General features: G+C 70.5%; 15 protein-coding genes and 1 pseudogene. 8 read left to right on the top strand and 8 right to left on the bottom strand.

Going from position 1 to position 20,869, the window contains the following annotated elements; all coding sequences use genetic code 11:
* Nucleotides 1–52 precede the first annotated feature (52 nt).
* The 4 genes from ACFZBT_RS15570 (at nucleotide 53) to kstD (ending at nucleotide 6,675) form a co-directional block, all read left to right on the top strand.
* Nucleotides 53–1,342, top strand: coding sequence for an acetyl-CoA C-acetyltransferase (locus ACFZBT_RS15570; protein ID WP_391103645.1), 1,290 nt, complete (start codon nucleotides 53–55; stop codon nucleotides 1,340–1,342).
* Nucleotides 1,343–1,573: 231 nt separating this feature from the next.
* Nucleotides 1,574–3,496, top strand: coding sequence for an AMP-binding protein (locus ACFZBT_RS15575; protein WP_391103215.1), 1,923 nt, complete (start codon nucleotides 1,574–1,576; stop codon nucleotides 3,494–3,496).
* A gap of 158 nt (nucleotides 3,497–3,654) precedes the next feature.
* On the top strand, nucleotides 3,655–4,746 hold the full coding sequence (locus tag ACFZBT_RS15580) for a substrate-binding domain-containing protein (protein ID WP_391103218.1): 1,092 nt from the start codon (nucleotides 3,655–3,657) through the stop codon (nucleotides 4,744–4,746).
* 210 nt (nucleotides 4,747–4,956) lie between these two features.
* Complete coding sequence (gene kstD, locus ACFZBT_RS15585) at nucleotides 4,957–6,675, top strand: 3-oxosteroid 1-dehydrogenase (RefSeq protein WP_391103220.1); 1,719 nt, start codon at nucleotides 4,957–4,959, stop codon at nucleotides 6,673–6,675.
* 111 nt (nucleotides 6,676–6,786) lie between these two features.
* Here the strand turns inward: kstD and ACFZBT_RS15590 are convergent, their stop codons facing one another.
* From ACFZBT_RS15590 to ACFZBT_RS15600, 3 genes are all read right to left on the bottom strand, one after another.
* Nucleotides 6,787–7,449 carry a methyltransferase domain-containing protein gene (locus tag ACFZBT_RS15590; protein WP_391103223.1) on the bottom strand — a complete coding sequence of 221 codons (663 nt, stop codon included), beginning with the start codon at nucleotides 7,447–7,449 and terminating at the stop codon, nucleotides 6,787–6,789.
* A 365-nt stretch (nucleotides 7,450–7,814) separates the two neighbouring features.
* Nucleotides 7,815–8,099, bottom strand: a complete 285-nt coding sequence (locus ACFZBT_RS15595; protein ID WP_391103226.1) for a hypothetical protein — start codon at nucleotides 8,097–8,099, stop codon at nucleotides 7,815–7,817.
* Nucleotides 8,100–8,284: 185 nt separating this feature from the next.
* A complete protein-coding gene (locus ACFZBT_RS15600; RefSeq protein WP_003992177.1) occupies nucleotides 8,285–8,488 on the bottom strand; it encodes a cold-shock protein in 204 nt (67 codons plus the stop codon).
* Between the two features lie 320 nt (nucleotides 8,489–8,808).
* Here ACFZBT_RS15600 and ACFZBT_RS15605 point away from each other — a divergent pair, with 320 nt between their 5' ends.
* Entirely contained in the window at nucleotides 8,809–9,657 is an 849-nt protein-coding gene (locus tag ACFZBT_RS15605; protein ID WP_391103228.1) for an MqnA/MqnD/SBP family protein, read from the top strand.
* A 91-nt stretch (nucleotides 9,658–9,748) separates the two neighbouring features.
* Entirely contained in the window at nucleotides 9,749–11,500 is a 1,752-nt protein-coding gene (locus tag ACFZBT_RS15610; RefSeq protein ID WP_391103230.1) for a protein kinase, read from the top strand.
* Here ACFZBT_RS15610 and ACFZBT_RS15615 read toward each other — a convergent pair.
* Together ACFZBT_RS15615 and ACFZBT_RS15620 are read right to left on the bottom strand one after the other, a co-directional pair.
* Entirely contained in the window at nucleotides 11,415–12,080 is a 666-nt protein-coding gene (locus ACFZBT_RS15615) for a hypothetical protein (protein ID WP_391103232.1), read from the bottom strand. The two genes, ACFZBT_RS15610 and ACFZBT_RS15615, sit on opposite strands and share 86 nt — an antisense overlap.
* A 4-nt stretch (nucleotides 12,081–12,084) precedes the next feature.
* The gene (locus tag ACFZBT_RS15620) at nucleotides 12,085–16,740 is read right to left on the bottom strand and encodes an FtsK/SpoIIIE domain-containing protein (RefSeq protein ID WP_391103234.1); all 4,656 of its coding nucleotides are present in this window, start codon (nucleotides 16,738–16,740) and stop codon (nucleotides 12,085–12,087) included.
* 369 nt (nucleotides 16,741–17,109) lie between these two features.
* On the opposite strand from ACFZBT_RS15620, the gene ACFZBT_RS15625 reads away from it, so the two are divergent.
* Together ACFZBT_RS15625 and ACFZBT_RS15630 are read left to right on the top strand one after the other, a co-directional pair.
* The gene (locus tag ACFZBT_RS15625) at nucleotides 17,110–17,409 is read left to right on the top strand and encodes a WXG100 family type VII secretion target (RefSeq protein WP_391103236.1); all 300 of its coding nucleotides are present in this window, start codon (nucleotides 17,110–17,112) and stop codon (nucleotides 17,407–17,409) included.
* 192 nt (nucleotides 17,410–17,601) lie between these two features.
* A complete protein-coding gene (locus tag ACFZBT_RS15630) occupies nucleotides 17,602–18,075 on the top strand; it encodes a hypothetical protein (RefSeq protein ID WP_391103238.1) in 474 nt (157 codons plus the stop codon).
* A 142-nt stretch (nucleotides 18,076–18,217) separates the two neighbouring features.
* On the opposite strand, the gene ACFZBT_RS15635 is transcribed toward ACFZBT_RS15630, so the two are convergent.
* The 3 genes and pseudogenes from ACFZBT_RS15635 to ACFZBT_RS15645 form a co-directional block, all read right to left on the bottom strand.
* Nucleotides 18,218–18,856 (bottom strand): hypothetical protein, encoded by a 639-nt coding sequence (locus tag ACFZBT_RS15635; RefSeq protein ID WP_391103240.1) that lies wholly within the window; start codon nucleotides 18,854–18,856, stop codon nucleotides 18,218–18,220.
* Nucleotides 18,857–18,893: 37 nt separating this feature from the next.
* Nucleotides 18,894–19,526: a hypothetical protein gene (locus ACFZBT_RS15640; protein ID WP_391103242.1), complete on the bottom strand. Its 633-nt coding sequence runs from the start codon at nucleotides 19,524–19,526 to the stop codon at nucleotides 18,894–18,896.
* A 32-nt stretch (nucleotides 19,527–19,558) separates the two neighbouring features.
* Nucleotides 19,559–20,761 (bottom strand): annotated as a pseudogene (locus tag ACFZBT_RS15645) (IS3 family transposase).
* Between the last annotated feature and the right edge of the window lie 108 nt (nucleotides 20,762–20,869).

Here is a 20,869-nt window from a genome sequence, read left to right on the forward strand (position 1 = left end):
TCACGGGCGAGGAGCGGGTCGAGATGGAGCAGGTCAAATGGAGCAGGTCGAGATGAGCCCCCAACGGATCGCGCCGTCGGTACGGCGCGTGGCGGTCATCGGCGGAGCGCGCATCCCGTTCGCCCGCTCCGACGGCCCCTACGCCACCGCCTCGAACCAGCGGATGCTCACCGCCGCCCTCGACGGCCTCGTCGAGCGCTACGGACTCCAGGAGCCCGGCGCGGTGGGCGAGTTCGTGGCCGGTGCCGTCCTCAAGCACAGCCGCGACTTCAACCTCGCCCGCGAGACGGTCCTCGGCTCGACGCTGCACCCGCGCACCCCGGCCTACGACATCCAGCAGGCCTGCGGCACCGGACTCCAGGCCGTCATCACCGCCGCCAACAAGATCGCCCTCGGCCAGACGGAATCTGCGGTCGCGGGCGGCGCCGACACGGCCAGCGACGCGCCCCTCGGCGTCAACGACACCCTGCGCCGCATCCTGCTGGAGGCCAGGCGCGCGAAGTCGACGCCCGCCCGCCTGAAGGCCCTGGCGAAGGTGCGCCCCTCCCACCTCGTCCCCGACATCCCGCGCAACGCCGAGCCGCGCACCGGCCTGTCCATGGGCGAACACGCCGCCGTCACCGCCCGGGCCTGGGACATCGCCCGCGAGGCCCAGGACGAACTGGCCGCGGCGAGCCACCAGCGGCTGGCGGCGGCGTACGAACGCGGCTTCTTCCAGGACCTGGTGGTCCCCTTCCGGGGCCTGGCCCGCGACCAGAACCTGCGCCCCGGCTCGACCGCGGAGAAACTCGCCTCCCTGAAGCCGGTGTTCGGCCTCGACCACCCCCACCCGACCATGACGGCCGGGAACTCGACCCCGCTGACGGACGGGGCCGCCACCGTCCTGCTGGCGAGCGAGGAGTGGGCCCGGGAGCGCGGCCTGGCACCGCTGGCGTACCTGACCGCGTACGAGACGGCCGCCGTGGACTTCGTGGACGGCGATGTCGCGGGCGGCGAGGACGGCCTGCTCATGGCACCGGCCTACGCGGTCCCGCGCATGCTGGAGCGGGCCGGGCTGAATCTGGCCGATTTCGAACTGATCGAGATCCACGAGGCGTTCGCCTCCCAGGTGCTGGCGACGCTCGCCGCCTGGGAGAGGCGGGGGCTCGGCACCGTGGACCGCGACCGGCTGAACGTCGCCGGCTCGTCCCTCGCGACCGGTCACCCCTTCGCCGCCACCGGCGCCCGGATCGTGGCCACGCTGGCCAAGCTCCTGGCCGAACGGGACGCGCCCGCCCGCGGGCTGATCTCGGTGTGCGCGGCGGGCGGGCAGGGTGTGACGGCGATCCTGGAGCGGGCCTGAGCGTGCGGATGCGCCAAAACTGAAAGTCCCTCACGTAACCCCCGAGAATGCACAGGCCCGGCTCCGGACCATCCCCGAACCCGCACAAACCCGCCACGTGAGGGCCGTACGATCCCGTTCCTACCGGCAGTAACCCCTTTCTGCGGGTTCAGCCGGTTGAGCGCCTCGGCGTGCGAGGCACGTACGTCCATGCAGCAAGCAGTTCTCCGCTGCACGCCCCAGGAGCCGCCCGTGTCCACTGCGTATTCCTCCTCCGCCTACGGCGACGACGTGTACGGGGGACCGGTCCTGGTCGAACCCGAGACGCGGCGGCTGGACGGGGTGGTGCGGGAGGCCGCCGTACCGCCGCTGGCGCCGCCGTGGACGCACGGGTCGCTCGCCGACCTGCCGTTCGACAACGCGAGCGCGGAGCCGGACGCCGTGGTGCTCAGCCGCAAGGACGCCGAGGGGAACTGGAGCGACGTCACGGCGGCCGAGTTCGCCGCCCAGGTGCTCGCCGTGGCGAAGGGGCTGATCGCCGAGGGCCTGATGCCGGGCGACCGGGTCGCCGTGATGGCCCGCACGATCTACGAGTGGACGGTCCTGGACTTCGCCGCCTGGTCGGCCGGACTGGTCACCGTCCCCATCTATCCCACGTCCTCCGTCTTCCAGGCCCGCTGGATCCTCCAGGACTCGGGCGCGGTCGCCCTGGTCACCGAGACCGCCGCGCAGGCCGCCGCCCTCGGCCCGGAGCGCGAACGCCTCCCGGACCTCCACCACATGTGGGTCGTGGACAAGGGCCACGTGGACCGGCTCGCGGAAGCCGGGCAGCACCTGGCCGACCACGAGGTGGAGGTGCGGCGCGGCATGCTGGGCCCCGACACGCTCTCCACCCTCGTCTACACCTCGGGCACCACGGGCCGCCCCAAGGGCTGCGCCCTCACCCACGGCAACTTCTTCGCCGAGGTCGACAACGCGATCGAGCTCCTCTACCCCGTCTTCAAGACGAAGACCAGCGAAGAGGCCTCGGTCCTGCTGTTCCTGCCGATGTCCCACGTCTTCGGCCGCATGGTCGCGATCGCCTGCATCCGCGCCCGGGTCCGGCTGGGCCACGCCCCCAGCATCAAGGCCGACCGCCTGCTGCCGGACCTGGCGAGCTTCCGGCCGACCTGTCTGCTGGCCATCCCCTACATGCTGGAGAAGGTCTTCAACTCGGCCCGTGCCAAGGCCGAGGCGGGCGGCCGGGTGACCTCGTTCGACCGCGCCGTGTCGGTGGCGCGGCGCTACGGCGAGGCGATGGAGGCCCAGCAGACCGGCACCGGACCGGGCCCCTCCCGTGCCCTGAGGACCGCCCGGGTCTTCTACGACCCCCTGGTCTTCCGCCGTATCCGCAACGCCATGGGGGGCCGGGTCCGCTACGCGATCTGCGGCGGCTCACCGCTCGGCCGTCGCCTCGCCGCGTTCTACGCCGGAGCCGGCATCGAGATCTTCGAGGGCTACGGCCTGACGGAGACCACCGGCGCCTCCACCGTCACCCCGCCCCTCAAGCCCCGCCTGGGCACGGTCGGCTGGCCGCTGCCCGGCACCCGCGTCCGGATCGCCGCCGACGGCGAGATCCTCCTCGCCGGCGACCATGTGCTGCGCGGCTACTGGGACCCGGCGGCCGGCGGCGTCGTCCCCGCCGCCCCCGACGGCTGGCTCGCCACCGGCGACCTCGGCGAACTGGACGACGAGGGCTACCTCACGATCACCGGCCGCAAGAAGGAACTCCTGATCACCGCGGGCGGCAAGAGCGTCGCCCCGGCCCCCCTGGAGAACTGGCTGCGCTCCCACCCGCTGATCTCCCAGTGCCTCGTCCTGGGCGACGGCCGCCCCTTCGTCTCGGCCCTGATCACCCTCGACCCGGACGGCATCACCCACTGGCGCCAGATGAACGGCAAACACCCCGTACCGGCCAAACTCCTCGTCGACGACGAGGACCTGCGGGCGGTCCTCCAACGGGCCGTCGACGAGGCCAACAAGATGGTCTCCCGCCCCGAATCCATCCGCGCCTTCGCCATCCTCCCCGAGGACTTCACCGAGGAGGCGGGGCATCTGACCCCGTCGATGAAGCTCCGCCGCCAGGCGGTACTGCGCGCGTTCGCGGACGAGGTCGAGGGGCTGTACGCACGCTGAGGCGGCCGGGGCGTGAGGCGGCCTTTGCGATGTCTTCACACGATTTTCTTGACGCCGCACGCCGTCTCCCCTTGGCTTTCGAGCAATCCCGTCGCGATGCTCCGCTCCCCTCACGGAAGGCACCACCAGTGAAAGCGCGTAACACCCGTCGGACCGCTGTGCGCCCTGCCGCCATAGCCCTGGCGGTCTCCGTATCGGCCCTGTCCCTCACCGCGTGCGGCGACGACGGGAGTGACGACACCGCCGTGCGGAAGGGCAACGACATCACCGTGGGCCTGCTGCTGCCCGACCGGGACACGGCCCGCTTCGAGAGGTTCGACTACCCCCTGATCAGGGACGAGGTCGCCTCCCTCACGGAGAACAAGGGCAAGGTGCGCTACGCCAACGCCGACGCGAGCGTGTCCAGACAGAGTGCGCAGTTCCAGAAGATGATCGACGACAAGGTCGACGTCATCCTGGTGGACGCGCTGAATTCCAAGACGATCGCCTCGGACGTGCGGAAGGCCAAGGACGCCGGCATCCCGGTCATCGCCTACGACCGGCTCGCCGAGGGCCCGATCGACGCCTACGTCTCCCACGACAACGAACTCGTCGGGCAGGTGCAGGGCCGCGCCATCATGGGCGAGCTCGGCGAGAACTCCGAGAAGAGCAAGGTCGTCATGATGAACGGCGACCCCGGCGACCCCAACACGGCCCGCTTCAAGGACGGCGCGCTCAGCGAGCTCCGGGGCCAGGTGGACATCGTCGAGCAGTACGACACCAAGGAGTGGAAGCCCTCCATCGCCAAGGCGAACATGGAGAAGGCGATCCGGGCCGTCGGGCTGAACAACATCGCCGCCGTCTACTCGGCCAACGACGGCATGGCGGGCGCCGTCATCGAGGCGATGGAGGAGGCCGGCGCCAGCAAGATGCCGCCGGTGACCGGGCAGGACGCCAACCTGGACGCGGTGCAGCGGGTCGTGTCGGGGGAGCAGTACATGACCGTCTACAAGTCCTTCCTGCTGGAGGCGACCAACGCCGCGAAGATCGCGGTGGCCAAGGTCCAGGGCCGTCAGATCGAGTTCGCCGCGCTGACCCGGGAGACGGTCGACAGCCCCACGGCGAAGAACATCCCGGCGATGCTGGTGCCGGTGGTCGCCCTCACCAAGGACAACATCAAGGAGACGGTGATCACCGACGGCGTGTACACCGTGAAGGACATCTGCACCTCGAAGTACAAGGCGGACTGCGCGGCCATCGGCCTCGAGTAGGCCGGGCGCTTGACTTCGCGGTCTGGCTCTTGACTTCGCGGGGTGCCCGCGCGACATTCCCCACCCCTTGAGGTGTCCCGTCGGGGCGCCCGTCGCGCTGGAGCCGTCATGACCACTGGCACGAACTCCGCACCACCCGCTGGTACCCCTTCCCGGGCTTCTTCCCGGGCCTCCGAGTGGGCTCCCTCGCGGGCTCCTTCCCGAAGACGAGTGCTGGCCGGTGCCGCGGGCGCCGGCCTCGCGGTCGCCGCCGGAGTACAGCAGGGCGCCCAGGCCGCCGACTTACCCCCGCTCGGCACCTACGACGTCGTCGTCATCGGCTCCGGCGCGGCCGGCATGACCGCCGCGCTGACCGCCGCCGGGCAGGGGCTGAGCTGCGTCGTCCTGGAGAAGGCCCCGACCTTCGGCGGCTCGGCCGCCCGCTCCGGCGCCGGGATCTGGATCCCCAACAACCCGGTGCTCCTGGCGGCCGGCGTCCCCGACACGCCCGCGAAGGCCGCCGCCTACCTCGCCGCCGTCGTCGGCCCGGACGTCCCCGCCGACCGGCAGCGCGCCTTCCTCGCCCACGGCCCGGCCACGATCTCCTACGTCATGGCCCACAGCCCCCTGCGCTTCCGCTGGATGGAGGGCTACAGCGACTACTACCCGGAGCTGCCCGGCGGCCTCCCGAACGGCCGCTCCATCGAGCCCGACCAGCTCGACGGCCGGATCCTCGGCCCCGAGCTGGCCCGGCTGAACCCGCCTTACATGGACGTACCCGCCGGGATGGTCGTCTTCAGCGCCGACTACAAGTGGGTCACCCTGGCCGCGGTGAACGCCAAGGGCGCGGCCGTGGCGGCCCAGTGCCTGGCCCGGGGCACGGCGGCCGCGCTGCGCGGCGAGAAGCCGCTGACCATGGGCCAGTCCCTGGCGGCCGGGCTGCGCGCCGGACTGCGGTTGGCCGGGGTGCCGGTGTGGCTGGACACGCCCCTGACCGATCTGCACGTCGAGAACGGCGCGGTCACCGGGGCGGTCGTCACCCGCGACGGCGTCCCGGGCCTGGTCCGCGCCCGCCGGGGCGTGATCGTCGGCTCCGGCGGCTTCGAGCACAACGCGGCGATGCGCGAGCGCTTCCAGCGGCAGCCCATCGGCACGGACTGGACCGTCGGCGCCAAGGAGAACACCGGCGACGGCATCCTGGCGGGGGAGCGGCTCGGGGCGGCCCTGGACCTGATGGACGACGCCTGGTGGGGCCCGGCGATCCCGGTCCCGGGCCAGCCGTACTTCTGCCTCGCCGAACGCACCCTCCCCGGCGGCCTCCTGGTCGACGGGGCCGGTCGGCGCTTCGTCAACGAGGCCGCCCCCTACAGCGACGTCGTCCACACCATGTACGACGCACCCGAGGCCATCCCGGCCTGGCTGATCACCGACCAGAACTACCGCAACCGCTACCTCTTCAAGGACGTCCTGCCGACCCTGCCCCTGCCCGGCGCCTGGTACGACTCGGGCGCCGCCCACAAGGCCTGGTCCCTGGACGCGCTCGCGGCCTCGATCGGCGTCCCGGCGGCGGCCCTGCGCACGACCGTCGACCGCTTCAACTCCCAGGCACGGCGGGGCGAGGACCCCGACTTCCACCGCGGCGACAGCGCCTACGACCACTACTACACGGACCCGTCCGTGCTCCCGAACTCCTGCCTGGCACCCCTGTGGCTGCCCCCGTACCACGCCTTCCGCATCGTCCCCGGCGACCTCGGCACCAAGGGCGGCCTCGTGACGGACGCCCGGGCCCGCGTCCTGCGGGAGGACGGCTCGGTCATCCCGGGCCTCTACGCCGCCGGAAACGCGAGCGCGGCGGTCATGGGCCACAGTTACGCGGGCGCGGGGTCGACCATCGGCCCGGCGATGACGTTCGGGTACATCGCGGCGAGGGAGATCGCGGGGGTGCTGTAGAGGGGTGTGTAGGGGAGTGTGTAGGGGACGCTGTAGCGGGTTCTCCAGGGGGTTCGGTGCTCTTGGGGGTTCTCTAGTGGGTTCTCCAGGGGGTTTTCTTGGGGGTTTTCTCTAGGGGGTGGGGGGCTTCGGGGGCTTGCGGGCCACGAGGCAGGCCTGGGCGGTCGGCTCGCCGAGTTCCTCGTCGGCCTCCCGTACGGTCCGTGAGCGCAGGGCGAATCCGGCGGCTTCGAGCAGGGTGACCATCTGCTCCGGCCGGCGCCGCCGGAACTCGACGGCCACCCGATGTCCGAAGGCCTCCTCGTAGCGGCGCGGCTCGTCCCCGGCCTGGAAGCCGAGCAGCAGATGCCCGCCGGGCCGCAGGACGCGGTGGAACCCGGCGAAGACGCCCGGCAGGTGGTCGAGGGGGGTGTGGATGGTCGAGTACCAGGACACGACCCCGTCGAGCGAGCCGTCGGGCAGGTCCAGCTCCAGGATCGAGCCCTGCTCGAACCGCAGGGAGGGGTTCTCGCGGCGGGCGATCGCGAGCATCGACTCCGACAGGTCGAGACCGAAGACCGACACCCCCCGCTCCGCCAGAAACGCCGTCACCCGCCCGGGCCCGCACCCCAGGTCGGCGACCTCGCCCCCCGCACCCACCAGCTCCGCGAACCCGGCCAGCAGCGCCCGGTCCAGGGGCGTCATCCCGTGCAGACCGGGGAAGTGGGCGGCGTATTCCTCGGCGACGGTGTCGTAGAAGGTACGGGTCTCGGTCACGAAGTCGGCGTCGGTCATGGCGCGAGACCCTACTGCGGGGGCTGGTGGGCTCGCCCGGGGTTTGGCTGTCGGCCTCCTTGGCGTGGCGTGTTCGCGTCGGCCTTGGCGTGTTCGCGCGGGGTGGTGGGGCTTGTTCGCGCGGGGCGGTGGCGCTTGTTCGCGCGGGGCGGTGGCGCTTGTTCGTCTGTCGGCCCTCTGGACCCTGCTCAGGGCCCGTGCGGTCTGCTTGTCCGCTCCGCCTGTCCGCTCCGCCTGTCCGCTCCGCCTGTCCGCTCCGCCTGTCCGCTCCGCTGTCTGCGTGCCCGGCCTTCTGGCCTTGGTGGGACTGATCGGCCCGACCCCCTGGCCCCTCGCCCGCAGGCTCCCCCCGGGGCCATGCGTGTCTAGCTGGTCGGCTCGTCTCCGCGGCCTTCGGCCTGGTCCGCGGCCGCCCTCGCCGCTCCGGCCCCCGCCCCCGCTCCGATCGCCGTGCCCAGGCCCAGGCCCAGGGCGAGCCCCAGCCCGACGTTGTCGAAGACGGTCACGCCCAGTGACAGGCCGAGGGCCGTGCCGAGCGACAGGCCGAGTGCCACGCCGGTCGCCATGTGGTTGTGCGCGGGAGTTCCGCTTTCCCGCTCGCCGTTCTCGTCGTGCTCGCGGTTCTCGCCGTGCTCTCCATGTCCCTGCATCCGGACATCTTCTCCCGGCCCGTCGGGGAGCCGGCCGGACCCCCGGGTCCGACTCGCCAGAGCGGAGCGTCCCGCAGAATTCGCCGGAAATTCATCGGCCTCTCCGGGAACGGCAGAACCGGAAGAGGACGGAAAAGGCAGGAGCCCCGTCGCCTGACGGCGCGGGGCTCCTTGGGTACTACTGATCAGACCGGCGTGACGTTCTCAGCCTGCGGGCCCTTCGGGCCCTGCGTGACGTCGAAAGACACCTGCTGGTTCTCCTCGAGCGAGCGGAAGCCGCTCGCGTTGATCGCGGAGTAGTGGACGAAGACGTCGGGGCCGCCGCCCTCCTGGGCGATGAAACCAAAGCCCTTTTCGGCGTTGAACCACTTCACGGTTCCGGTAGCCATAAGCCCTCCTTGGGCCCAAAAGGGTTGCCCTGCTCCAGAACCAGCAAGTGTGAAGATGAATTCTGCACAACTGCAATCGTCTGAGAATGACGAGAGCCCGCGGTCACATGCTCCGCAGGCTCTGTACTGCAAGGGAAACCAAACTGCAACTTGCGATGAGCCTAGCACGCAGGCCCCGGAATGCAATAGGGGTCAAGATCACGTCACCCGAATGTTTGAACATCCCGCCGCCGACTGGCGGAGAGGGCCTCCGACGGCGATCACGAACCCACGGCGGGGCCGGACGCCGACCGCTGGGCCGAGAGGGCTAGCCTCACGATGTGGACAATCCTCGCACCCGGCCGCGCGTCGGCCACATCCAGTTCCTGAACTGCCTGCCCCTCTACTGGGGGCTCGCCAGAACGGGCACGCTCCTCGACTTCGAGCTGACGAAGGACACCCCGGAGAAGCTCAGCGAGAAGCTGGTGCAGGGCGAACTCGACATCGCGCCGATCACCCTGGTCGAGTTCCTCAAGCACGCGGACCAACTGGTCGCCTTCCCCGACATCGCCGTCGGCTGCGACGGCCCGGTGATGTCGTGCGTGATCGTCTCGCAGGTCCCGCTGGACCGGCTGGACGGCGCCCGCGTCGCCCTCGGCTCGACCTCCCGCACCTCCGTCCGCCTCGCCCAGCTGCTCCTCGCCGAGCGCTACGGCGTCAGGCCCGACTACTACACCTGCCCGCCCGACCTCAGCCTGATGATGCAGGAGGCCGACGCGGCCGTCCTCATCGGCGACGCGGCGCTGCGCGCGAACATGCTCGACGGGCCGCGCTTCGGCCTGGCCGTGCACGACCTGGGCGCACTGTGGAAGGAGTGGACGGGGCTGCCGTTCGTCTTCGCGGTCTGGGCGGCACGCCGCGACTACCTGGAGCGCGAGCCGGTCCTCACCCGCAAGGTGCACGAGGCCTTCCTCGCCTCCCGCAACCTCTCCCTGGAGGAGGTCGACAAGGTCGCCGAGCAGGCCGCTCGCTGGGAGGACTTCGACGAGCAGACCCTCGCCCAGTACTTCACGACCCTCGACTTCCGCTTCGGTGGCCCGCAGCTCGCGGCCGTCGCCGAGTTCGCCCGGCGCGTCGGCCCGACGACCGGCTTCCCGGCGGACGTGAAGGTGGACCTGCTGCAGCCGTGAGCGGGCGCTCCTCCCGCACTACTCTGCTGGGAGTGCGGGCGGACGGAGGCCTGTCCGGGCCTCCTTCCGTCCACGGGGGAGGGGTGACGCCATGCGGCCGCTCGAAGTCGACGAACCCACCGTCGTGGGGCCCTACCGGCTGCTCGGCCGACTGGGCTCCGGTGGGATGGGCCGGGTCTACCTGGCCCGCAGCGCCGGAGGCCGAACGGTCGCCGTGAAGATCGTGCACCCGCACTTCGCGCTGGACGAGGAGTTCCGGGCGCGGTTCCGGCGCGAGGTCCAGGCCGCCCGCCGGGTGGGCGGCGCGTGGACGGCGCCGGTCCTGGACGCCGACCCGGAGGCGCGGGTGCCGTGGGTGGCGACGGCGTACGCGGCGGGCCCGCCGCTGTCGGCGGCGGTGGCGGACTTCGGCCCCCTTCCCGCCCACACCGTACGAGCCCTGGGAGCGGGACTCGCCGAGGCGCTGGCGGCGGTGCACGAGCTGGGCCTGGTGCACCGGGACGTGAAACCGTCGAACGTCCTGCTCACGCTCGACGGCCCCCTGCTGATCGACTTCGGCATCGCCCGGGCCACGGACGGCACGGCGTCCTTGACCTCCACAGGTGTCTCGATCGGCTCGCCCGGCTACATGTCGCCCGAGCAGATCCTCGGCAGGGGCGTCACGGGCGCGGCGGACGTCTTCTCGCTGGGCGCGGTCCTGGCGTACGCGGCGACCGGCGAACCGCCCTTCCCCGGTGACTCCTCGGCGGCCCTGCTCTACAAGGTCGTCCACGAGGAGCCGGAACTCGGCCTGCTCGACGGGGAGCTGCGGTCCCTCACGGCCGCCTGCCTGACGAAGGACCCGGGCGCCCGGCCCGCCCCGGCGGAACTGGCCCGGCGGCTGGCCCCCGAGGGAGCGGCCCGGCTGGTGACGGGCGGGTGGCTGCCGGGGGCGCTGGTGGAGCAGGTGAGCCGGAGTGCCGTGCGGCTGCTGAACCTGGAGGCGGCGGGGGCGGGTCCCGGGGCGGGGGCGGAGGAAGGCGGGGCTTCGGGGCCGGTGGGGTTCAGCAGTCCTTCTGTGGGGGTGGGGGACGCGACAGGGGAGGACGAGACAGGGGAGGCGGCTGAGGCTACCGGGGCGGCAGGGGCAGGGGCAGGGGTGTTCGGGCCGCCACCGGTCATGCCCACGTCGGCGACCTCCTCCTCCGCCGCCGCAGTACCCGCACCCCGGGACGCCGTACCGGAGGACGCGGCCCCGTCGTCCACCGGGCGCCGCCCCGGCAAGGTCACCGTCTCCGTGGCGGCGACGTCCACGCCGGAGGGCGGCGGCCGGGTGCGGAAGCTGAGCTGCTCCGTCGCCCTGGCGGTCGCGGGGGCGATGGCGGCCGTGACGCTCGGATCGGTGCTGGTGTTCGACCTGCTGCCGGGCGGCCGCGACGCCCAGGACGACAGGGACGGGGCCGCCCCGGGCGCCGACCACGCCGCACCGTCGGCGAGCAGCGGTGCCCCCGGTGAGGTGCCCGCCGCCTACCTCGGCACCTGGGAGGGCCAGGGCACCGCCCTGGACGGCAACCTGCCCCTCGGCACGTTCCGGATCACGGTCGAACGGGCCTCCGTCGGCCAGGAGCTGGGCCGACTCCGCCAGACCGACCAGATCGGCGGCGTCTGCATCGACGTACTGACCCTGAAGCAGGTGACGAAGAAGGAGCTCGTCGCGAGGTCCGTGGGCGCGAAGACCAACCACGGCGGCTGCAACCCGGCCGCCACGACGGTCCGCCTCAGCCCGGTGGGCGACGATCTCCAGTACCGCTCGGAGAGCGAGGAGTCGGGGCGGCCTCGGGCTCGGATGTCGAAGGTGCGGTAGAGGCCGATCGGCCTCCGTATTTCACGAACAGGGTGATCAGGAGGACGGCCGACGCGAGGGTCGCGACCAGGCCGACGGCCCAGAGCCACGGGTAGTGCACGTGCACCCAGCAAGGGCCGCCCTGGCTGTAGCAGTCGTAGTCCCAGTCACGGCGCCTCTTGGGCCGTATGGTTGCGGAGATCACCCCGGCGGCCAGGTAGCACGCGGCCAGCCCCGGTAGGGACGCGGCCACCAGGGCCAGCGAACGCGCCTTGCTCCTCTTCCAGTTCATCCGGGTCAGCGGAGCTGCCCAGGCCAAGAAGACCAGCGGCACCAACGCGCCGACCGTGGCAGTGAAGGCGTACCCACCGCCGGGCCAAGCGGGAGCGACTTCGCCCCAGAGTTCGTGGCCCCAGTACACCTTGAAGAAGACCAGCGGCATCAGCAGGGCGGCGAAGCCGAGCAGCCCGAGGCAGCCCCCGAGACAGCTCCAGTCCCGCTTCTTCCGCTGGCCGGCGTTCTGGCGGCCCGGCCGGTGCTCGTACCGCAGCGCCGGCCCCGCCGCCTTCCTCCGCTTCGGCTTCGCCGATCCCCCGCTCAACGCCTCACCCCGGGATGACGACGGTCCGCAGCTCCCCGTCCCCGAGGTGCAGCATGCCCTTGCCCGGGGCGACCTGGCCGCCGACCATGCCGCGGTTCAGGCGTACGCCGATGAGGTCGCCGCTGGAGGACTCCTGCGGGGAGAGCAGGATGCCGCGGCGGGCCTTCTTCGCGTCGACCTGCCAGCCCGAGAAGCCGCTGCACACGTCCTCCTCGTCACCGGCGATGACCATGGCGAGGCCGCGCTCGGCGCCGCGGGAAACCAGCTTCTTCATCTGGCTCTCGGCGTCGCAGTCCTCCAGGAGTTCGCCGTCGTCGATGAGGACCGCGATCGGCTCCTCCAGGGACGCCTGGTCGATGAGCTCCTCGAACTCGTCCTCGTCGATGTCGTCGCCGGTGAAGACCTTCAGTACGCCGTCCGCGCCGTCGAGCTGACGCAGAAGCGACTGGCGTGGCGCCGCGATCACCAGGCGCGTGCCCTGGGCCAGGAAGGACTGCGCGAAGTTCCACAGCACCGTCGAACGGCCCGACTTGGCCGGACCCGCGACCACGAACGCCGGCACGCCCTCCGCGAGATCCGGGCCGAAGCCGACGATCTCGTCGCCGCCGATACCGACCAGACCCCACAGACGCGAACGGGACGCGTCCGGGTCGCGCATCTCCCAGGCCTCCGGAAAGGAGATGCGGCTGGGCAGGCTGTCCACGCGGAACGGGCGCCGCGAGCGCGGCACATCGGCGTCACGGGCCGCGGCGGCCTCGCCGATCGCCGCCAGAGCGGCCGCCTGACCCTGACCGGTCGTGTCCTCGGCGAGCAGCGCGAACTGCGTCTCCGTACCGAACTCGTTGCGGAAGGCACGTCCCGGCGGGATCTCCTCGGGCACCTTGCGGGCCGGGATGCCGAGCGCGGAGAAGTCGCTGCGGTCGGCCAGCCGCAGACCGTACTTGTCCTCGGTGAGGGTCGCGATCCGGCCGACGAGCAGGGTCCGGTCACCGGTGAGGACCAGGTGGATGCCGACGCTCGCGCCCTCGCGCATCATCGTCTGCAGCTCGTCCGTGAGCGAGCCGTGGTCGATCTCGCCGAGCGTGGGCACCCAGCCCTCCCAGCGGTCCAGCAGCACGACGATGTGCGGCAGCCGCTCGTCCTCGGCGACCGAGGACCGCTGCTCGCCGATGTCCGCGAAACCCTTGTCCGCCAGCAGGTCCTGGCGGCGGCCCATCTCGCCCTTGAGCCGGTTGACGAGCCGTACGACCCGCTCGGTCTGGTTACGGCCGACGACCGCGCCGCAGTGCGGCAGCCGCGTCAGGGCGTTGAGCGCGCCGTTGCCGCAGTCGATGCCGTAGAGGTGCACGTCGGCGATCGAGTGCGTACGGGCGATCGAGCCCGCGAGGGTGCGCAGCACCTGGGAACGGCCGCTGCGCGGGGCACCGCCGATCATCAGGTGGCCGAAGGAGGCGAAGTCGACGGCGACCGGGCGCCGGGCCTGGCTGGCGGGCAGGTCCTCGATGCCGTACGGGGCCGGCGGCAGCTTGCCGGGACCGCCCGCGAACGCGGGAAGTTCGACGTCGTCCAGCAGCAGCGTCTCGTCGAGCGCGGGCAGCCACGGACTGTGCTGCGGCGGGATACCGAGCGAGCTGTTGGCGTCGCGGATGGTGTCGACGAGAACCTTGAGGTCGGTGATCTCCTCTTCCTCACGGGCCTCCGCCTTGGGCTTGACCAGCGCGGCCCGGCCCAGGTCCTCCCAGGTCAGCGGGCCCACCCAGGGCATGAGCACGGCCGGGTCGGCCGCACCGGGCCGGCGGCCACCCACACGTCCCGACTGGAAGGGAACCAGGGAGGCGTGGCCGAGGCGGGCGTAGGCGCGGCCCGGGGTGTTCTTGGAGATGTGCCCGGCCTCGGGCGAGTCGATGACGTCGGACGACTCACCGCCGTCCGTCACACGCAGCGCGATACGGAGGTTGGTGTTGGCGCGGATCTCGGGCGACACGACACCGGACGGCCGCTGGGTCGCCAGCAGCAGATGGATACCGAGGGAACGGCCTCGCTGGGCGATGTTCACCAGCCCCGTCACGAAGTCGGGCAGGTCACGCACCATGGACGCGAACTCGTCGATGACGATGAGCAGCCTGGGCACCGGCTTGTGCGACGGATCCCGGCGCACCAGATCCTGGTAGTCCTCGATGTCCTTGGTGTCGGCGGAGGCCAGGATGTGCTCGCGCCGGTGCAGCTCCGCACCCAGCGACTCCAGGGCCCGCTCCACCAGGTGCGCGTCGAGGTCGGTCACCATGCCGACGGTGTGCGGGAGATGCACACAGTCCTTGAAGGCCGCGCCACCCTTGTAGTCGACCAGCACGAAGGTCATGTTCTCGGGCGTGTTCGCCACGGCCAGCGCCGCCACGATGGTCTGCAGCAGCTCCGACTTACCGGAACCCGTCGTACCGGCGATCAGACCGTGCGGACCGTCCTTGCGGATGTCGATCCCGAACGCCCCGTCGTACGACTCACCGATGACGGCCAGCGTCGACTGCCCGCCCATCCGCCACCGGGCCGTGATCGCGTCACTCGTCGGCGGCTCCAGCTGCAGCACGTCCAGCAGCCGGCTCGAACCCGGCAGCGCCGAGTCCTCGGTCTCCCCGCTGATGTCCCGCAGCGCCGACAGCGACCGGGCCAGCCGCAGACACCAGGCGGCGGAGACGAAGTCGGGCCGTACGTCCTTCAGCCGCTCCGCACCGGCCTCCTCGACGCGCAGCCGCAACTGCTCGCTTCGGCCGGCCTGCTGAGGCTGCTGATCGCTGGTGTGCCAGGCCTGGAAGGAGGGAAACCCACCGGCGACCTGCTGCTGGGACTGCTGCTGGACCTGCAGGGCGGGCTCGTACTCCTGGACCTTCGGCTCGGCGACGACGTACGCCTGGCACTCACCGGGCAGGAACCGCTCCTCGGCGTCCAGGCAGAGGGCGAACATGGACACGGCAGGCCCCTCACGCAGCAACCGCACCACCCCGGGAAGGGACCTGAGCCGCCGCGACCCGTCCCACACCACGACGATGTCGGGATCACTGAAGCTCGAACCGGCCTGCGACTTGTTCTGCTCGGCGGCCTTCTTGCGCGCGTCGAGGATCTGCGTCAGCTCGCCGATGCGGGCGCCGACGGTCTCGGCGTCGGTCCCGATGAGCGCGTTGACGTCCTGCCCGCCGGACGGCCGGGAGTGCGGCAGCCAGCGCGTCCAGTCCCAGGACTCCTGCGCGGCGTTCTCGCTCAGCACGTAGAACTGCACGTCCATCGGGCTGTGCAGCGCCGCGGTCTGCGCCACGGCCCACCGCCCGAGCGCACGAGCGGAATCACCTGGCCCGGCCATGCCGATCACCCCGAGGGTGCGCAGGTGCAGCGCGACCGGGGCGTCCTCGATCTTCCAGGTCACCTGGCGGCGGTGGTCGTCCTGCTCGGGGTCGTCGAGCACGACGGCGGAGGGCAGCTGCCCGGTCCCGAAGCGGACGAGAAGGTGATCGCGATCGGTCCTCCGCCGCTCCCACAGGCGGGTCCGCGGCCCGGTCCCGAGGGCAAGGATCGTGGCGGGGTCGGGAATGGCATGCCGCCGATCGTTCCGCTCGGCGACCAGGGCGTCCTGCGCGTCCTTCTCGATCCGCTCCTTCTGCTCCTCGTACTCCTCGACCTGCTTGGCGTGGGACTTACGCCCGTGCTTCTTGTCGTTGTGGTAGTTGGCGAAGAGCAGGACCGGGCTCAGCAGCGCCATGATCAGGTAGTACCAGCGCTGGAAGATCATCACGGAGACGAGGGCGCCCACGAGCGGCGTGAACGCCATCAGCCAGGGCAGCGGCCGGGCCTCGTACTCGCGAGGCGGCGAGGGAAGCCGGAAGTTCGTCTGCCGCTCGGGCGGGCGCAGCCGCGGAGGACGGTTGTAGTCGAGGCCGACGCCGTCGTCCGACCACTTAAGGGCGGCGTTCGGGGGCGTGTACCGGGTGAGTTCGAGGAGGGTGTTCCCAAGCGCGATCTGCCCCCCGAGGGGCCACTCGCCGGGCCCGCCCTTCTTCTTCTCGCCGCTGTCGCCCTTCTCCTTCTCCTTCTTCTGCTTCTTCTTTCCACTCTTCTTGTCGCTGGGCTCCTCCTTCTCGCTCTCTGCGAGGGAGGTGCCGTCGAGGGTGACGTGCTCCTTGTCCATGTGCACGGCGACCTGGCAGGTGCCGTCGGTGGCCACGGAGAGGGTGAGGGCCCGGGCGTCGACCTCGGGATCGTCGATACGGATGTACGAGGCGGCCCCGCTGCCGATGTCGTACCGCCCGACCCCGAGCCGGTGCACGAACCCGGCGGCGGGCCCGCCGACGACCCGCAGCTCGACGAGCCCGGTGGGCTCACCCGGCAGACACCCGGACGGGTCCTGAAGGCTGACGACCGCGCCCTCGCGCAGGGGCGAGCCGACGACGGTGGCGTGCGGATCGACGGGGTACCCGTCCACGTACACGAGGGGCGCGTTGTTGGCCGGCGCGTGCCGCTGCTGTCCGAGCGGGATGACCTGCGCCCCGCTGTGCCCCACCTGCTTGGCCAGCTCCTGGGCGATGTCCCCCACGGTGGACTCAGGATCGGCATCGAGTACGACGTCGGCGGTCCCACCGCCGTACGGGTCGACGACGGTCAGAGTCAGGCGCACGACTAGTCCTCCCCGTGCCACTGGGCCGGTGTGGCCGCGGTGGTCTCTGTCGCTGCGTCCGCGTCCGCTGTCTGTTCGCTTCGGTCACGCGGGCCACAGTCGTAAGGGACGATATCCGTTCGGTACGACAGTGGGGCAATGGGGAGGCGCCGAGACGTTCCCGATGGCAACGTCGTACACGACTTCATGACGTCTCGTTCACAAGCCGGGGATGTGGCACCACTGGCCACACCCGTAAGCTGCAACCGCAAGAGCGGACGATCACACCGGTTGCCACGTGCGATCAGTAACTCGGCCTGTGGGCCGATGAGTCCGCAAACAGGGAGCCACGGGGGTTGGCCCTGCGGCGTTGTGAGAGGGAGCGGCTTCATGGCCAAGGACCTTGATGTCACTTATCAGGACATGCGGGATGCTGCCAAGCATGTCGTGAAGGAGAAGGAAAAGCTCCACGAGAAGCTCGAGGGCCTCAAGAAGTACATCAACAACCTCGTACAGGGCGGCTACGTCACCAAGAGCTCGTCCAAGGCGTTCGACGAGAACTTCGAGGAGTTCGTGAACGGCGCGAAGACCACGCTGGACGGTCTGGACGGCATGGGCGACTACCTGACCATGGCTGCGGACAAGTTCGAGCAGATCGATGAGGAGCTGGCGAAGCAGGCTCGGAAGTAGCCGTGAGGCGCCGGCCTGGTGCGGCAGCGAATGCCGAACGCACCGGGTCGGCGCCTGCCCGGCCGGAGTTCGTCAGCTGGTATGAGGGGACGACAGGTGCGCAGACCAGCCGAAGACGCAGGAGCCAACCGCAGGTTCGAGGCACGAGACGGCCTGGGGATCGCTGGGGTGGTTGTCTGTCTGGTGGTCGGCATGGGAGTAGTCCTGCTGGTCATGGGGCTGTGGAAGCGATTCGTGCGTGCGACGGTACCGACGCTGGTGGACCTGCCCGGTGGTTCCTGGGCAGTCGGTGGCGCCCTTGGCATGATCACCGTGCTCGGAGCGATCGGAGCGTTGCGGTGTGCGGCCGGACCCCCGGGCCGTACACGCCTGGCGCGTGGCTTGCGTGCCACCGGGACGGCGGTCTGCTGCGCGGCCGCGTTCGGACCGTTCTTCTATCTGCTGAGTGGACTGCCGGGCAAGAACTGCCATTCGGAGAGCTGCGCCTACATCCCCGGTACTGGCAGCGCGTTTCTGGGCTACGTCATCAGCGCCGTGCTGGTGGGCTGGTTCCTTTACCGCTGGATCAGCGCCCGGGCCGATGAGGAAGCAGCTCGGGAGCGGGAACGGATGCGGAGGCTTCGGAAGAAGGGGAAGGGGAAGAGCCGGGCAGGGCGTCAGCGATAGCGCCTCCCCGAGGGCCTTCCGGGGTCCGGCCCGACAGAGCAGACCCTCGAACAGGTCCGCGAACACCTCCCGTGGCTCCGGCCGTGCGAAACAGGTCTCTGGCGCCAGATCAACCTGCTTGAATCCGCCCCAGCGGCGCCGGTCAATGGGGCGTCCCGGGAAGCCGGAGCGTCCGTGCGAAGTCGTCCAGTGCCTCCAATGCCGCGGCGATCACTTCCGGGTCGTCGTGGTGCCCGCGGAGGCACACGTCCGGGATGCCGGGTGGGGTGTGCCAGTGATAGGTCACCGAGGTCATCATGATGGTGCTGTCCGCCGGGTAGGAGCGCGTCACTCGGACGCCGTCCTCGCCCAGATATGGGGAGGCGAATGCAACGCTGCCGGTGCGTTGCTGCCACTCGGGGATGTCCGGGTGGGGCACGGTCGGCGCGCTGAACCCGTCACAGGCGGCCGCGTCTGGGGCGTCGCAATGGATGCGGGTGGCGTGCATCACCAGGGGCATGTAGGTGAGCGGAACAGGGTGGTAGATAAACGCCTCGTCGGCCTGGAGCTTGTCCCGCAAGATGGTGATCGTCTGCTCGTAGAAGTTCTTGTGGAAGCGGCGGAGCTTTCGGGTGAGTTCGATGTTGTGCACGGCGGCCAAGCCGATCAGGTGCTGGTCCAGCCATTCCTTGAAGGTCTTCTTGTCCGTCTGGAGCCAGAGGTAGCCCCAGAGGCCCGTATTGGCATCCGTATCGACGTGCAGTGCACCGAGATCGGCGCTCCACAGGGTGCCTTCGGACATGAGAGTCTCTTTCGTCAGGGGCGTGGGCAGAGGGTGTTCAGGCGTAGCTCCAGCGGAAGGTGCCCATCACAGCGTCGAACAGCTCCACAAGCGTGTCATAGAAAGCGGGATCCGAGCCGGGCGCTATCAGTGCGCTGAAGGAGAAGGTGAGGTACTTGTCGGGGGCGCTGTCCGGGACCGGCACGAAGTACTCGACCTGGCGGTGAGCGACGTCGACGTCTTGGGCTGCGTCGGCGAGTACATCTCGTTCCGAGCGCAGAGCCGCGGTGCCGTCGAGCTCCCGCATCTCGGCTCCGGGGATCTCGGAGGCGAGCGCGGCCAGGACCGCTTCTGGGCCGCTGTTGGGCCTGACCCGCGGAACCTCGATCGGCTCGGAGGCCACGATCGAGACGGGCAGCGCGACGCCGTGGAGGCGTTCGGTTGGGAGGTAGATGGTCATTCCTCCCTTGGCGCTGGCCCGGCGGACGACCTTCTTTATCTCTTGGGCCAGTTTCAGCCGGGCCTGCGGAATGTCGTCCTTGGGAAAGCCGACGGGTAGCTGTGCGACGGCCTTGCGAACGATGCGGTCCATTGCTTCCGCGGTGCCCGAGTGCAGCGGAATCACATCCCAGCCGGGCGGTGGCACCAGGTTGAAGCCGTTCGGTGCCCGTCGGGGCTCAGTGGTGGTCACGGTGCTGAACCGCCCCGGGTTCGTTGGAGATCTCAGTTGGTGGCTGTGAGCTGGGGTTTCGTGGTTGCTCGGTAGTAGTTGGCTTCGTATTCGGCGGGCGGGATGTGCCCTATCTCACCGTGGAGCCGGCGGTGGTTGTACCAGTCGACCCACTCGGCGGTGGCGAACTCGACGTGCGAGAGCGTCTTCCACGGCCGCTGCGGTTTGATGACCTCGGTCTTGTACAGGCCGATCGTCGACTCCATGAGGGCGTTGTCGTACGCGTCGCCGACCGAGCCGATCGAGGCCGCGATGGGGGCCGCGTCGAGGTGTTCGGCCAGGCGGAATGACGTGTATTGCGACCCGGCATCGGAGTGGTGCACCAGTTCGCCGGGCAGCGGCGGGCGGCCGTCGCGGTCGCGTTGCCACAACCCCATGTCCAGTGCGTCCAGGACGAGTTGGGTCTCCTTCGACATCGAGGCGGACCAGCCGACGATGCGGCGGGAGAAGGTGTCCACGACGAAGGCGACGTAGACGACGCCGGCCCAGGCGGCGACGTGGGTGAAGTCGGCTACCCAGGTGCGGTTGGGAGGCCGGGGCGACGAAGTCACGGTCGATGCGGTCCGGGGCCCGGGCGGCGGCCGGGTCCGGGAGGGTGGTGATCACCTTCTTGCCGCGGACGGCGCCGGCGATGCCGATCTCGCGCATCAGGCGCTCGACGGTGCTGCGGGCCACTTCGTGGCCTTGGCGGTTGAGGTGCCGCCAGATCTTTCTCGCCCCGTAGACGCGGTAGTTGGCCTGGTATGCCTCCTCGATCAGTTCTTTAAGTTCCGCGTCCCGCATGGCCCTGGGCGAGGGTGCCTTGCGGCGTTTCCTGCAGGCGTAGTAGGTGGAGGGGGCGATCTTGCAGCCGTGCTGGGTCAGCACACGGCAGATCGGCTCGACGCCGCCGAAGCGGTCCTGGTGCTCGTCGATGAACGCTACGTGCGTGCGTGTGGCCGGTCGAGCTCGGCCGCGAAGAAGGACGCCGCGGCCCTGAGGATGTCATTGGCCCGTTTCAGCTCGGCGTCCTCCTTCTTCAGCCGCTGCAGCTCGGCCGACTCCTCGCTCGTTGTGCCCGGATGGGGCCCGGCGTCGATCTGGTCCTGCCGTACCCACTTGCGCAGCGTCTCGGTCGTGCCGATGCTCAACCTCTGGGCGACCGCTTTCATCGCGGCCCACTCGGTGTCGTACTCCGTCCGCACTTCGGCGACCATCCGCACCGCACGACGGCGCAGCTCAAGCAGGTACTGTTCTCAAACGATCGAGTCTCTACCGAACCCGGAACGGTTCAGTCGTTCGCCATGCTTGGTTCTCCGGCCGGG

Origin of the sequence: Streptomyces sp. NPDC008137, assembly GCF_042957035.1 — a bacterium.
Classification (GTDB): domain Bacteria; phylum Actinomycetota; class Actinomycetes; order Streptomycetales; family Streptomycetaceae; genus Streptomyces.

Excerpts from the sequence above, each read along its gene's own strand:
- ACFZBT_RS15570 (WP_391103645.1), top strand. The coding sequence starts at position 53 with ATGAGCCCCCAACGGATCGCGCCGTCGGTACGGCGCGTGGCGGTCATC.
- ACFZBT_RS15590 (WP_391103223.1), bottom strand. The coding sequence starts at position 7,449 with ATGACCGACGCCGACTTCGTGACCGAGACCCGTACCTTCTACGACACC.
- ACFZBT_RS15595 (WP_391103226.1), bottom strand. The coding sequence starts at position 8,099 with ATGCAGGGACATGGAGAGCACGGCGAGAACCGCGAGCACGACGAGAAC.
- ACFZBT_RS15600 (WP_003992177.1), bottom strand. The coding sequence starts at position 8,488 with ATGGCTACCGGAACCGTGAAGTGGTTCAACGCCGAAAAGGGCTTTGGT.
- ACFZBT_RS15610 (WP_391103230.1), top strand. The coding sequence starts at position 9,749 with ATGCGGCCGCTCGAAGTCGACGAACCCACCGTCGTGGGGCCCTACCGG.
- ACFZBT_RS15625 (WP_391103236.1), top strand. The coding sequence starts at position 17,110 with ATGGCCAAGGACCTTGATGTCACTTATCAGGACATGCGGGATGCTGCC.
- ACFZBT_RS15630 (WP_391103238.1), top strand. The coding sequence starts at position 17,602 with ATGGGAGTAGTCCTGCTGGTCATGGGGCTGTGGAAGCGATTCGTGCGT.
- ACFZBT_RS15635 (WP_391103240.1), bottom strand. The coding sequence starts at position 18,856 with ATGTCCGAAGGCACCCTGTGGAGCGCCGATCTCGGTGCACTGCACGTC.